Consider the following 13,618-nt stretch of genomic DNA (forward strand, 5'->3'; position numbering starts at 1 on the left):
GGCTTCAGGTAATCGGCGCCGGGTTGAACAACGTGATGTCGTTGTGCAGTTTGTGGTGTTCGGCCCAGGTGTGTTTCTTGCCGCTGGCCACGTCCAGGTAGTAGTGGAACAGCTCCCAGCCCAGTTCTTCTATCGTTGCCCGTCCGGTGGCAATGCGTCCGGCGTCGACGTCGATCAGGTCCGGCCAGCGTTGCGCCAGCTCGGTCCGGGTAGAGACTTTGACCACCGGCGCCATGGCCAGGCCATAGGGTGTCCCGCGGCCTGTGGTGAACACGTGCAGGTTCATCCCCGCCGCCAGCTGCAAGGTGCCGCACACAAAATCGCTGGCCGGCGTTGCACAGAAAATCAGCCCTTTACGCGTGAAGCGTTCGCCAGGGCCGAGCACACCATTGATCGCGCTGCTGCCGGACTTGACGATGGAGCCCAGGGATTTTTCAACGATGTTCGACAACCCGCCTTTCTTGTTGCCCGGTGTGGTGTTGGCGCTGCGATCCGCTTCGCCTTTGGCCAGGTAGCGGTCATACCAGTCCATTTCACGCACCAGCTCCTGGGCGACGCTGCGATTTTCGGCACGGGAGGTCAGCAGGTAAATGGCATCGCGCACTTCGGTGACTTCAGAAAACATTACCGTCGCCCCCGCCCTGAGCAGCAAGTCCGAGGCATAGCCCAGCGCCGGGTTGGCGGTGATCCCGGAAAACGCATCACTGCCGCCGCACTGCATGCCCAGAATCAGTTCCGAGGCCGGTACGGTTTCGCGGCGGCGCTGATCGAGTTTCTTCAGCCGGGTCTCTGCCAGCGCCATGATCTGCTCGATCATTTCGCTGAAGCCGTGACTGGAATCCTGCAAGCGGTACAGCCACGGTTCACTGAGGTCCACCGAGCTGTCGTCAGCGTGCATCACCTGACCGGCCTGGAGTTTTTCACAGCCCAGGCTGATGACCAGCGCTTCGCCACCCAGATTCGGGTTGCGTGCCAGATTGCGCACCGTGCGGATCGGGATGTAGGCATCGGTGGCGCTGATGGCCACGCCGCAGCCGTAGCTGTGGGTTAACGCGACCACATCATCGACATGGGGATACCGGGGCAACAGTTCGTCACGGATACGCTTGACCGCATGGTTCAGCACCCCGGTCACACACTGCACGGTGGTGGTGATCCCCAGAATGTTGCGCGTGCCCACGGTGCCGTCAGCATTGCGATAGCCCTCGAAGGTGAAGCCCTCAAGTGGCGCCTGCGCGACCGGCACCTCAGTGGCCAGCGGCAGGCTGTCCAGCGGCGGCGCGGTGGGCATGCGCAACTGGTCTTCATTGACCCAGCTGCCCCGGGGGATGGCTTGCAACGCGTAGCCGATGGTCTGACCGTAACGGATGACCTCGCCGCCCCGGGCAATGTCTACCAGCGTGACTTTGTGGCTTTGCGGCACAAAATCCAGGGTAACCAGCCCCTCAGCAAGCTCGGTTCCGGCCGGCACGCCCTGGTCGTTAACCACCACCGCGACGTTGTCCAGAGCATGCAGCCGGATAGTGCGCGGCGAGTCGGAGTGTTCAATCAAAGTCATGGCGCCGCCCTTCAAGGATGTGCTGAAACAAGTTTGGTCAGTTGCGGCCCGCTTACCGGTGGATCTTTGAGTACCACCCGTTTGATCGGGCCAACGATGACCAGATAGCTGAACACCGCCACCAGTGCATTGCAGCCGACAAACACCAGTGCCCATTTGAACGAGCCGGTGGTGCTGATGATGTAACCGATAACGATCGGAGTGGTAATGGACGCGATGTTGCCGAACATGTTGAACAGACCGCCACTCAGACCGGCGATTTGTTTCGGCGAGGTGTCAGACACCACTGCCCACCCCAGTGCGCCCACGCCTTTGCCGAAGAAGGCCAGTGCCATGAAGCCCACGACCATCCATTCAATATCCACGTAGTTGCACGCCACGATACTGGTCGACAGCAACAAGCCGCCAATGATCGGAGCCTTGCGGGCAAACGTCAGAGAATGACCTTTGCGCAGCAGGTAATCGGAAATCACACCGCCCAGCACACCGCCGATAAAGCCGCAGATGGCCGGAAGCGAGGCAATGAAACCGGCTTTGAGAATGGTCATGCCGCGCTCCTGGACCAGGTACACCGGGAACCAGGTCAGGAAGAAATAGGTAATGCCGTTGATGCAGTACTGGCCCAGGTACACGCCGAGCATCATGCGATTGGTCAGCAACTGGCGGATGTAATCCCACTTCGGACCGTCGACCTTTTTACCCGTGCCCTTGTCCTGATCCATGTCGACCAGGCCGCCGTTGTCGGCGATGTGCCTGAACTCGGCCTCGTTGATCATTGGATGCTGGCGCGGGCTGTGGATAACTTTGAGCCAGATCAGCGAGAACACAATGCCGATGCCGCCCATCACGATAAACACGTGCTGCCAGCCGAAGGTGTAAACGATCCAGCCCATCAGCGGGGCAAAGATCACCGTGGCGAAATACTGCGCCGAATTGAAGATGGCTGACGCGGTGCCGCGTTCGGCGGTGGGAAACCAGGCGGCAACAATACGGGCATTACCGGGAAACGAAGGCGCTTCCGCCAGGCCCACCAGAAAGCGCAGCATAAACAGCGCCACCACGGCGGTGGAGATGCCGAATTCACCGACGTAGCCTTGCAGCACGGTGAACAGCGACCAGGTGAAGATGCTCAGGGCATAGACTTTTTTCGAACCGAAACGGTCGAGCAGCCAGCCGCCGGGGATTTGTCCGGCCACGTAGGCCCAGCCAAATGCAGAAAAAATAAAACCCAGAGTAACGGCGTCGATACCGAGGTCTTTTTGCAGGCTGGAGCCTGCGATAGCGATGGTAGCGCGGTCGGCATAATTGATCGTGGTCACCAGAAACAGCATGAGCAAAATCAAATAACGGACATGCGTCGGCTTGGTCGCTGGCATGTAGATGTACTCCCACTGATTATTTTTATGCGCGGGTAACTATTTTTTATCCTGTAGGCGCGAGCTTGCTCGCGAGCTTTTAAACCCAAACAGCTCGCTCCTACAGGGTGGATCGATGTGTCTACAACGCAAAAGGCCGCTGATTTCTCAGCGGCCTTGCTCATTCGTTACTGCGGACCTTGCTTGTCGATCAAGGCCGCCAGGGATTCGTATTCTTCTGGCAACAGATCGGTCAGTGGCGTACGCACCGGACCTGCGGTGTAACCGGAAATAGTGGCGCCTGCCTTGACGATGCTTACGGCATAACCGGCCTTGCGGTTGCGGATGTCCAGGTACGGCAAGAAGAAGTCATCAATGATCTTGCCCACGGTCGCGTGATCTTCACGGGCAATGGCGTGGTAGAAGTCCATCGCAGTCTTGGGGATGAAGTTGAACACTGCCGAGGAGTAAACCGGTACGCCCAGCGCCTTGTAGGCAGCGGCATAGACCTCTGCGGTGGGCAGACCGCCGAGGTAGCTGAAACGGTCGCCCAGACGGCGGCGGATCGAAACCATCAACTCGATATCACCCAGGCCGTCCTTGTAACCGATCAGGTTCGGGCAGCGTTCGGCCAGTCGTTCCAGCAGCGGCGCGGTCAGGCGGCAAACGTTACGGTTGTAAACGATCACTCCGATCTTGACCGACTTGCACACCGCTTCAACGTGGGCGGCAACCCCGTCCTGACTGGCTTCAGTCAGGTAGTGCGGCAGCAACAGCAAACCTTTGGCACCCAGACGTTCAGCTTCTTGCGCGTATTCGATAGCCTGGCGGGTCGAGCCACCGACACCGGCCAGGATCGGCACACTGTTGGCACAGGTATCGACAGCGGTTTTGATCACTTGGGAATATTCGCTGGCCGCCAGGGAGAAGAACTCACCGGTGCCGCCTGCAGCGAACAAGGCAGAAGCGCCATACGGGGCCAGCCATTCCAGACGCTTGATGTAGCCCTCACGGTGGAAATCACCCTGAGCATTGAAATCGGTAATCGGAAAAGACAGCAGGCCGGAAGAGAGGATGGACTTCAGTTCTTGTGGATTCATTATTCGAACACCCTGGGAGCTAATGTGATGAAAAAACGGCAGTGCCTTTGCCGTGTCGTACGTCATCGTACAACTATAAATATAATCGTCAATCCAAATTCTTCAATTTGCGCGCACAGGGGTTCTATTGCCGAGGGCAAACCCTGAGCAAAGGCCCGCCCCAGAGGGGTTTCAGAAGGGCTGGAGTTCTATGAAATTTAATTTATCGACAACCCGTCGTCGCTGACGAGGTACGAGGCTGCGAGCTTTTTAGCGCGCTTGCCCTGCCCTGTATCTAATGGCACACCCCGGAGGCTGAATGACGACTGCTTTGCAGACGATCGCAGCCTCGTGCCTCGTCAGCGACTATAGGGATTGCGGGCTCAACGCTTCGATCACCCGTGCGCTTCGGCTTCTTCGTGGGCGTGGCGCAGGCGTTCGCGACTGTTGGTCAGGTGCAGGCGCATGGCGGCCCGGGCAGCGTCCGAATCCTGGCGGGCAATGGCGGTGTAGATTTCTTCGTGCTCACGGCTCAGGCGATTCATGTACTGGCGCTGGTCATCATGGGCCAGGCTGGCGGAGTTGAGACGGGTGCGCGGAATGATGCTGGTGCCCAGGTGCGTCATGATGTCGGTGAAGTAACGGTTGCCCGTCGACAGTGCAATCTGCAAATGAAACTGGAAATCCGAGGCCACCGCATCGCCGTCACGGGCGGTATTTTCGTTCAGGGCATCCAGTGCCGCGCGCATCGCGGCCAATTGCTCGTCGTTGCGGCGCTGAGCGGCCAGCCCCGCTGACTCGACTTCCAGGCTGATACGCAGTTCAAGAATCGCCAGCACGTCACGCAGAGTGACCACAGTGGCCGGATCTATACGAAAACCGCTCGGGCTTGGCGTATCCAGCACAAAGGTGCCGATGCCATGCCGGGTCTCGACCTGACCTGCAGCCTGCAACCGGGAAATTGCTTCACGCACTACTGTGCGGCTCACACCATGGGCTTGCATGATCGCGGATTCGGTGGGCAGCTTGTCGCCTCGTTTGAGCAGGCCGTCACGAATCTGCTCGGACAGCACCGTCACCAACTCCTGCGCGAGGCTGCGGCGTTTTCGAGGAAGGCGGGGGACGTCGTTTGGGTTTTCCATGGTGAAAATCTTTCTCGGATTCAAGGGCATCGGGGCAAAACATCCACGCATCATAGCTCAAGCGGGTTGTACGATCACACGCTGACCGTGCCGATGCCCTGGCAGCCCCGGTTTAGAACGTTTTACTGGCGCTGGCCAGCAGGGTTGCGCCGCACACATCGTCATAACCGGTGTAGCTCTGGCACTCGGTTTTCGACAGGCTGGTGTCGATGTAGCTCAGTCCCCAGCTGACGCCGACAAAGTCGCGAGTGAGTTTGATTTCCCAATCGGTGTAGTCCGCCCGCCCCTTGCCACTGTCGCTGAAAAAAACATCATCCTTGTAGTCCACATATTCATAACGCACCTGCAAACCGAACTCTGCGGGCAGCAAGGTGTGATAACCGATGAAGAACGTCGACAAGTCCTCGTCTTTTTTACCTTTATGGAATTCGCCGTTCTCGTCCTCGTAGCCAGGGCCTTGCATGTTGGTGACGTATTTGCCCCCCAGCAATACACCGTACACATCCAGCACGGTCTGCACGTCGCTCTGGTTGTAGCCGCTTTCACGCGCAAATTCGTAACGGGTGTAGAAAGTATCCAGGCTGATGCTGTCGCTGATTTGCCAGGCGTAGCCCCCGTAGTACTCGATTTCCTGACGCGCTTTTGAGCCATGGCCGAAATTGACATTGGAGGTCCAGATACCGGCGTACAAACCACTGGCGTGGCTGAGTGTGATGGCCAGTTGCGCGGCGGGATCGCCCTTGGTTTGTGAGAGCCCGTTGGCACGGTAATCACTGACCAGCGTGGGGGTGATCACCAGGGAAAACTGATCGTTCAGTTCTACCGCCTGTGCGCTGAGCACAGGCGACAGGGCCAGACCGGCAAGTATGAAGACAGACACTGCGTTCATGGGTTTTCTCTTGTTTTTATAGGGTTGCATGGAAATTCGCGCACGGCTGCGCCTGACGCCACTGGGTCGTGGCGCCAGAGACCGGGGTTTTCAATCAGGCTTCGGGGGCGTTTACCTGCTTACCGCCGAAATATGTTTTCAGCACTTTGGTATCGAACAATTCGTGGTCGCCGACGTTGAATACGTCACGATCGAGAATGATCAGGTCAGCCTGCTTGCCGGGCACCAACGAACCGATCTGCTCATCCAGCCCCAGGGTTTTGGCAGCGTTGGAGGTATAGGCATAAAACATGGTCTGACGATCGACTCTTTCTTTGGCATTGAGCACACCCATGGGCCCGTCGCGAGTGACGGCCTGGCCAATGGCGTTCCACGGGTTCGGGCTCGATACAGGCCAGTCACTGGCACCGGCAATCATCGCACCCGCGTCCTGCAGGGATTTGGCCGGGTACTGATAGCCATAAGCGAAGGCGCTGATATAGGGCTTGACCAGGTCAATGGTGTAGCTCTCTTCTATGGCCCACAGCAGTTGCATCGAGGCGATCACCCCGAGCTGGGCAAAGCGTGGAAACTCTTTAGGATTGACCAGCTGCAGGTGGCTGATGCTGTGGGCGACCGGAGCCGGATTGAGCTTGCGCGCATACTCAAAGCCGTTGAGTGACTCACGTACCGCACGGTCACCGACTGCGTGCATATGGACGATCCAGCCACGCTTTTCAGCCGCGACCACAAGTTCACCGAAGTGCGCCGGATCAATCAGCAACTCACCCTTTTTGTTGCTGTTTTTGTACGGCACGATGACGGCTGCGGTTTGCCCCGGGTACTCCAGAATGCCATCGGCAAACACCTTGATACCGGGGAATGTCAGGTTGGGTACACCTTCGAACTGCCTCATGACCCGGGCCAGCACTTCAAGATCGGCAGGCTTGCTTTTGGAGTTGGTGAGCATCAGTGCCGCAACGTGCGCAGTCAGTTCGCCATTTTCTGCAAGCTGTCGATAAAGCGGCAGTACCCCCAGGCTTTGCTCGGTTGCGGTGAAGTCAAACAACGAGTCGCCCGCTCCAGCGTTCGAGGCAGCGTCCATCCAGGCAGTCACGCCGTATTGATTGTTGACCCTCACCGCCTCGCGGGCGGCCTTGAGCATCACTTCGGGGCTGGCCGGGGGAATCTGGCCCCGCACCTGGTCCCAGCGCGATTCGGCAAAAAAACCGGTTGGAGTGAAGTCTGCTTCATGACCCACATAGCCCTGCTCGTTGGCTGGCAGACTTTTGACCAGTGCGGCATCAATTTTTGCGCGCTTGAGCATCGCGTTATTGGCCCAGCCGGTATGCCCGTCGATACCGCTCAAGACCAGCGGCTGGTCGGCCCAACGGCCGTGATTGAAAATCTTCCCCAGCTCACGGGCCTGTTCCCAGTAAGCCGAACTGACCCCGGCAATATTGATCACATCCCCCGACCGCGCCGTCCCCGCCTTGTCTTGCTCGATGATCCATTGCTCAAGTTCGGGCAGCGGTTTTTCTTCGTCGAGCAGATTCGCCCCAAGACTGTCCAGACCCGCGATAACGGGGTGGCTGTGGGTATCAATCATCCCCGGCATCAGCACCTTGCCAGCCAGATCGACACGCTGGGTCCCGCTGTCGGCCAATGCCTGGATTTCGGAATCGCTGCCCACCTTGATGATCTTGCCGTTTTCCACCGCCACAGCGTTGGCCAGTGGCTGGCCCGGCACGCCGGTAAATACCTTGCCATTGGTGAACACCAGGTCGGCTGCGGCCAGGGCCTGCAACGACGGGAGCGCAAACAGCGCAGCCAGCAAACAGGGAGTGAATCGCTTCATTGGGACGTCCTTATTGGATTTTCTTGTTGTTGTCAGACACACCTTCTGGGAGCTGGCAGCCAGGTCCCACAGGTTGATTAATGCTCGCTTCAATGCCCGGCAATTTCCTTGAGCCGGTACCAAAGCATGCCCAGCGCCAGCAAGGGCGAACGCAGGTGCTTACCGCCCGGGAACGTCATGTGCGGCACCCGCCCGAACAGTTCAAAACCTGTGCTCTGCTCAAGGCTGATGGCCTGCGCCACCAGACGCGCCGCCATATGCGTGGTGTTGATCCCGTGCCCGGCATACGCCTGGGCATAAAACACGTTGGGATGGGCCTGCAAGCGGCCGATCTGCGGCAGCCGGTTGGCACCGATGCCGATCATGCCGCTCCACTGAAAATCGATCCGCTTGCCTGCCAGTTGCGCGAAGACGTCCAGCATTTTCGGGCGCATGTAACCGGCGATGTCCTGCAAGGTGCGCCCCGAGTAATGGCACGCGCCTCCAAACAACAGCCGACGGTCAGCCGACAACCGATAGTAATCAAGCCCTACCCGCTGATCGCACAAAGCGCGATTGTCGGGAATCAGCGTCCGGGCCAGTTCCTCGCTCAAGGGTTCGGTGGCGATGACATAGCTGGCGGCGGCCAGCACCTTACCACTGAGCGCCGGCTCCAGATCGCCCAGATGGGCATTGCCGGCGAGTACCAGGGTATTGGCCTTGACCGTACCGCTGGCGGTATGGACCCGGATCTGCGGGCCATATTCGATGCGGGTGGCCGCACTGTTCTCGTACAACCGGACTCCCAACTGCTGAGCCACCCGGGCTTCACCCAATGCCAGATTGAGCGGATGCAAGTGCCCCGAGCCTTGATCCGTCAGCCCGCCCAGGTAGCGATCAGAACCCACCACCCGGTGCATGTCGGCACGCCCGATCAACTCGACCTTGTGCCGGTAGCCCAGCTTGTGCAGCGACTCCTGCTCGGCCATCAGGTTTTCAACATGGCGCGCGGTGTTGGCCAGCTCGCAGAAGCCCCAGCGCAAGTCACAGTCGATTCCATGTTTTTCGATGCGCTGACGCACCAGGTCCACCGCGTCGAGCCCCAGTTGTTCCAGCACTCTGACACCTTCGCGGCCGATGGTTTTTTCGTGCGCATCAAGATCGTGACCAACCCCGCGAATCAACTGCCCGCCGTTGCGGCCGCTGGCGCCCCAGGCAATTTGCTGCGCCTCGAGCACGATCACCGAATGGCCGCGCTCAGCCAGTTCAATCGCGGTATTCAACCCGGTGAAACCCGCGCCGATGATGCACACGTCCGCCTCGGCCTGCCCCTCAAGTACCGGGCAAGTGAGCTGCTGGTTGCGGGTGGCGCTGTAATAGGTTTGCGGTAAAGACAGCATGGACGTCATAAAAGAATTGCCTGTTCAGTGACCGGGCACACGTTGGTGCCCGGCACAGGATTAACGACCGGACTTGAACTTGTTCCACGAGCGCGTCGTCCAGCGCATAAGTTCAGGTGGCAGCTCGGATGACACATAGAGCTTGGCCTGCACTGACTCGGGCGGATAGATCGACGGGTTGTGGGTGATTTCATCACCCATCAGGGCCGTGGCCCGGGTGTTGGCATTGGCATACCCCACGTACTCGCTGACTTTGGCAATCACCTCGGGTTGCAGCAGGTAATTGATAAACGCATGGGCCTGTTTGGGGTTCTTGGCATCGGCCGGAATGGTCAGCATGTCGAACCACAGGTTGCCGCCTTCTTTAGGCACCACGTAGGCAACGTTCACCCCGTTGCCCGCCTCTTGCGCACGATGGATGGCCTGATACACGTCGCCGGAATAGCCAAAGGCAATACAGATGTCACCGTTGGCCAGGTCGGTCACGTACTTGGAGGAATGGAAGTAGCTGATATAAGGCCGCAGAGGCTCCAGTTTTTTCTCGGCGACCTTGTAGTCCTTGAGCTCCAGGCTTCGGGGGTTGAGCCCCAGATAGTTGAGCATCGCTGGCATTACTTCGTCGGCCGAGTCCATAAAAGCGACGCCACAGCTTTTGAGCTTCTTGAGGTTTTCAGGCTCGAACAACACGCTCCAGGAATCTATTTTGTCGATGCCCAGAACCTGCTTGACCTTGTCGACGTTGTAGCCAATGCCATTGGTGCCCCACAGGTAAGGCACTGCGTACTCATTGCCCGGGTCGTTGGCTTGCAGCCGTGCCAGCAGGGCCGGGTCAAGATTCTTCCAGTTGGGAATCTGTGACTTGTCGAGTTTCTGGAATACCCCGGCCTTGATCTGACGTCCCAGAAAGTGGTTGCTCGGCACGACCACGTCATAACCGGTGCGCCCGGCCAGCAACTTGCCTTCCAGGGTTTCGTTGGAATCAAACACGTCATAAACCGGCTTGATCCCGGTCTTTTGTTCAAAATTAACCAGGGTGTCTTCGGCGATATAGTCCGTCCAGTTATAGATATTAACCACGTCTTGCGCCGACGCCTGGCCGGCAAGGCCGCAGAGTGCCGCGAACGTCAGTTTCAGGGCGATACGTTTCATCCACATGTCCTTTCTGTGAGTCCATTTTGCAATGCATTGGCGCAGGTACCGCCTACACGCTAAACAGCAGGAACTCGCGTTCCCAGGAGCTGATGACCTGCTTGTAGTTCTCGTGCTCGACGCGCTTGACCGCCACAAAGCCCTTGGTGAAACGCTCACCCAGATATTTTTTGGCCATGCCCGACTGCTCCATGCATTCCAGCGCAGCCTCCAGAGTCAGCGGCAGGCGCAGGTTGCGCCGTTCATAGCCGCGGCCGACTACAGGCGCGCTCGGTTCGATACCCTCGACCATGCCTGCGTAGCCGCAGAGCAAACTGGCGGCCAGGGCCAGGTAGGGATTGGCATCGGCGCCGGCCAAGCGGTTCTCTACCCGGCGGTTCTGCGGGTCGGAGTCCGGCACGCGCAGGCCGACGGTGCGGTTTTCTTCGCCCCACTCCACGTTCACCGGGGCCGAGGTATCGGGCAGGAATCGACGAAACGAATTCACGTTGGGGGCGAACAGCGGCAGGGTTTCGGGGATGTATTTTTGCAGGCCGCCAATGTGGTGCATGAACAGCTCGCTCATGCTGCCATCGGGATTGGAGAACACCGAGACACCGGTCTCCAGATCAACCACGCTCTGGTGGACGTGCATGGCGCTGCCCGGCTCGCCGGTCATCGGCTTGGCCATGAACGTGGCGCTGACGTCATGCTTGAGCGCTGCTTCGCGCATGGTTCTTTTGAAGATAATGATCTGGTCGGCCAGGGACAGGGCGGCACCATGACGGAAGTTGATTTCCATCTGGGCTGTGCCTTCTTCGTGAATCAGAGTGTCCAGATCCAGCCCCTGGGCCTCGCTCCAGTCATACATGTCTTCAAACAGCGGATCGAATTCGTTGGTGGCCTCGATCGAATAAGACTGGCGCCCGGTCTCCTGGCGGCCCGAACGGCCGACCGGGGGTTTCAACGGATAGTCCGGATCAGGGCTGCGCTGGGTCAGGTAGAACTCCATTTCCGGCGCCACGATCGGTTTCCAGCCGCGTGCGGTATAGAGGCTCAGAACCTTTTTCAGCAGGTTGCGCGGCGACAGCTCTATCGCGTTGCCCTGTTTGTCATAGGTGTCGTGAATCACCTGAGCAGTGGGCTCGGTGGCCCAGGGCACGATAAACACTGCGTCCTGGTCCGGGCGGCAATGCATGTCGATATCGGCCGCGTCCAGCAGCTCGTAGTAAATATCGTCTTCGACGTAGTCTCCGGTAACGGTCTGCAACAGGACGCTCTCCGGCAGGCGCATGCCTTGCTCGTTGAGGAACTTGTTGGTCGGCGATATTTTGCCCCGGGCAATGCCACTTAAATCAGAGATGAGGCACTCAACTTCGGTGATTTTGTTTTCTTTTAGCCAATGGCTGAGTCGATCCAGATTGCCTTTCATAACGCCTCTTACAGAAATTTGACTGAGCGCCACATGACGACTCAGTTCCATGCTGCAAGGCGATAGTGCAATCGTGAGACGGGGGGCTTCTATCCGATTTGCGCTTTTATTCACGCCCCATTTTGGGGCGCCAATAACATTCAGGCGGACTTAGCGGGGGCGCAGCAAAGTCTGGCTGGGCAATTCGCCAAACAGACTGCGATAGGACTGGGAGAAGCGCCCCAGGTGCCAGAATGACCAGCGCATGGCGATTTCAGCTACCCGGGTGTCGCCCGGGGTGCAACGCAACAAATCCCGGCGCGCGAAATTCAGCCGTCGCAAGCGTTGCCACTGGCTGGGCGAAACCCCGGCAAAAGAAGTGAAGCTGTGCTGCAACTGGCGTACCGAAACGCCGACAGCCTTGGCCAGATGCAGCACATCCAGGTGTTCCTGGGGGCAGGCCATGACCAGATCAAAAACCCGCTGAATCAGCCGCCGGTCATGGGCAAGGTGGCGCTGGCGGGTGCGGTCCGGTGCCTGGCTGGGGCAGTCGAGGATATACAGGCAATCGTCGACCAGCTGCTGCGCCAGCCCTTCCTCCACTTGGGGCGGGTGCCGGGATGCCAGTTGCTGCAATGTACGGCTCAACCAACGGCCAAAGACCTGGCTTTGCTGGGACACCAACTGCGTCAGAAACAGGCCGTCCATGTTGTTCAGGTTATCGAGCCGGTTTAAATACCGGGGGCCGATCACGACCCCGACTTCCTGATAGTTCTCGGGGGTGATCCAGGTGTTTTGTGTGTCTTCGTTAAGCAGATACAGCGAGCCGTTGCGCGTATCGAAACTAAACACCAGGGAGTCTGCAGGCGCGTGAAAATGCTGTTCGATGCGCGTGTTCATGCGCTCTTCATAGGCTTCAATGCCATTGAGTTCCATGTGCACCACTGCACCATGGAAACAGCCTGCAGACATCTGCTGGTAATGCTCCTGCCAGCCCGCAATGACCAATTGCTGATCCACATCCGCCGTGTCGTGGGATTGAATCTGCATACGGCTTTCCTTCCTTGTGCCCGGGTACACGCCATCGGGACACTGCCAGTAATAATTATTATTGGCGCACCTTAGCCTAATGCCCATCAGTAAAGAAACACCCAAAGAGGTCATGTGGGGATCTGACTTTCAGGGATTGCCTGCGCGGGTTTTAGAGCAAAACCGCGGCGCCTGCATCGCGGGCAAGCCCGCTCCTACAGGGGGTTTGTGAGGCCGAATGCCTCTTGTGGGAGCCTGGCTTGCCGGCGATTGGCTGTGCGGGCCTTAGAGTAAAACCGCGTCGCCTGCATCGCGGGCAAGCCCGCTCCTACAGGGGGGTTGTGAGGCCGAATGCCTCGTGTGGGGGCCTGGCTTGCCAGCGATTGGCTGTGCGGGGCTGAGAGTAAAACTGCAGCGCCTGCATCGCGGGCAAGCCCGCTCCTACAGGGGGTTTGTGAGGCCGAATGCCTCGTGTGGGAGCCTGGCTTGCCAGCGATTGGCTGTGCGGGGGCAGAGAGTAAAACCGCGTCGCCTGCATCGCGGGCAAGCCCGCTCCTACAGGGGGTTTGTGAGGCCGAATGCCTCTTGTGGGAGCCTGGCTTGCCAGCGATTGGCTGTGCGGGCCTTAGCGTAAAACCGCGGCGCCTGCATCGCGGACAAGCCCGCTCCTACAGGGGGTTTGTGAGGCCGAATGAACTGGCCTAATGATTTTGGACACTTCAATCGGGCGCTATGATTGCGCCCAAATCTGAGGTGTTTGGATATGCGTAAATCTTATTCGAGTGAGTTCAAGTTCAAGGCCGCCAGCATG

General features: G+C 58.6%; 10 protein-coding genes. All 10 read right to left on the minus strand.

Features of this window, described 5'->3' with window-relative positions:
* Positions 1–4 precede the first annotated feature (4 nt).
* The 10 genes from garD to ACP7BO_RS21740 all read right to left on the minus strand — a co-directional run bounded on the left by garD (position 5) and on the right by ACP7BO_RS21740 (position 12,828).
* Positions 5–1,558: a galactarate dehydratase gene (gene garD, locus ACP7BO_RS21695; RefSeq protein WP_426212693.1), complete on the minus strand. Its 1,554-nt coding sequence runs from the start codon at positions 1,556–1,558 to the stop codon at positions 5–7.
* 11 nt (positions 1,559–1,569) lie between these two features.
* Positions 1,570–2,934, minus strand: coding sequence for an MFS transporter (locus tag ACP7BO_RS21700; RefSeq protein WP_060695417.1), 1,365 nt, complete (start codon positions 2,932–2,934; stop codon positions 1,570–1,572).
* A 167-nt stretch (positions 2,935–3,101) separates the two neighbouring features.
* Positions 3,102–4,013, minus strand: coding sequence for a 5-dehydro-4-deoxyglucarate dehydratase (kdgD, locus tag ACP7BO_RS21705; protein WP_426212695.1), 912 nt, complete (start codon positions 4,011–4,013; stop codon positions 3,102–3,104).
* 374 nt (positions 4,014–4,387) lie between these two features.
* Entirely contained in the window at positions 4,388–5,134 is a 747-nt protein-coding gene (locus tag ACP7BO_RS21710; protein WP_060695422.1) for a FadR/GntR family transcriptional regulator, read from the minus strand.
* Between the two features lie 112 nt (positions 5,135–5,246).
* A complete protein-coding gene (locus ACP7BO_RS21715; protein ID WP_060695425.1) occupies positions 5,247–6,023 on the minus strand; it encodes a TorF family putative porin in 777 nt (258 codons plus the stop codon).
* Between the two features lie 94 nt (positions 6,024–6,117).
* A complete protein-coding gene (locus tag ACP7BO_RS21720) occupies positions 6,118–7,860 on the minus strand; it encodes an amidohydrolase (protein WP_426212698.1) in 1,743 nt (580 codons plus the stop codon).
* A gap of 89 nt (positions 7,861–7,949) precedes the next feature.
* Complete coding sequence (locus tag ACP7BO_RS21725; protein WP_426212700.1) at positions 7,950–9,248, minus strand: NAD(P)/FAD-dependent oxidoreductase; 1,299 nt, start codon at positions 9,246–9,248, stop codon at positions 7,950–7,952.
* A gap of 51 nt (positions 9,249–9,299) precedes the next feature.
* Positions 9,300–10,388: a polyamine ABC transporter substrate-binding protein gene (locus tag ACP7BO_RS21730; RefSeq protein WP_426212702.1), complete on the minus strand. Its 1,089-nt coding sequence runs from the start codon at positions 10,386–10,388 to the stop codon at positions 9,300–9,302.
* A gap of 52 nt (positions 10,389–10,440) precedes the next feature.
* Positions 10,441–11,799 carry a glutamine synthetase family protein gene (locus ACP7BO_RS21735; protein ID WP_060695435.1) on the minus strand — a complete coding sequence of 453 codons (1,359 nt, stop codon included), beginning with the start codon at positions 11,797–11,799 and terminating at the stop codon, positions 10,441–10,443.
* Between the two features lie 150 nt (positions 11,800–11,949).
* A complete protein-coding gene (locus ACP7BO_RS21740) occupies positions 11,950–12,828 on the minus strand; it encodes a helix-turn-helix domain-containing protein (RefSeq protein WP_060695437.1) in 879 nt (292 codons plus the stop codon).
* Between the last annotated feature and the right edge of the window lie 790 nt (positions 12,829–13,618).

This window comes from Pseudomonas sp. TWR2-1-1 (genome assembly GCF_049897045.1).
In the GTDB taxonomy this organism is placed as follows: Bacteria; Pseudomonadota; Gammaproteobacteria; order Pseudomonadales; family Pseudomonadaceae; genus Aquipseudomonas; species Aquipseudomonas versuta.

Excerpts from the sequence above, each read along its gene's own strand:
- ACP7BO_RS21735 (WP_060695435.1), bottom strand. The coding sequence starts at position 11,799 with ATGAAAGGCAATCTGGATCGACTCAGCCATTGGCTAAAAGAAAACAAA.
- kdgD (WP_426212695.1), bottom strand. The coding sequence starts at position 4,013 with ATGAATCCACAAGAACTGAAGTCCATCCTCTCTTCCGGCCTGCTGTCT.
- garD (WP_426212693.1), bottom strand. The coding sequence starts at position 1,558 with ATGACTTTGATTGAACACTCCGACTCGCCGCGCACTATCCGGCTGCAT.
- ACP7BO_RS21740 (WP_060695437.1), bottom strand. The coding sequence starts at position 12,828 with ATGCAGATTCAATCCCACGACACGGCGGATGTGGATCAGCAATTGGTC.
- ACP7BO_RS21700 (WP_060695417.1), bottom strand. The coding sequence starts at position 2,934 with ATGCCAGCGACCAAGCCGACGCATGTCCGTTATTTGATTTTGCTCATG.
- ACP7BO_RS21710 (WP_060695422.1), bottom strand. The coding sequence starts at position 5,134 with ATGGAAAACCCAAACGACGTCCCCCGCCTTCCTCGAAAACGCCGCAGC.
- ACP7BO_RS21715 (WP_060695425.1), bottom strand. The coding sequence starts at position 6,023 with ATGAACGCAGTGTCTGTCTTCATACTTGCCGGTCTGGCCCTGTCGCCT.
- ACP7BO_RS21725 (WP_426212700.1), bottom strand. The coding sequence starts at position 9,248 with ATGACGTCCATGCTGTCTTTACCGCAAACCTATTACAGCGCCACCCGC.
- ACP7BO_RS21720 (WP_426212698.1), bottom strand. The coding sequence starts at position 7,860 with ATGAAGCGATTCACTCCCTGTTTGCTGGCTGCGCTGTTTGCGCTCCCG.
- ACP7BO_RS21730 (WP_426212702.1), bottom strand. The coding sequence starts at position 10,388 with ATGAAACGTATCGCCCTGAAACTGACGTTCGCGGCACTCTGCGGCCTT.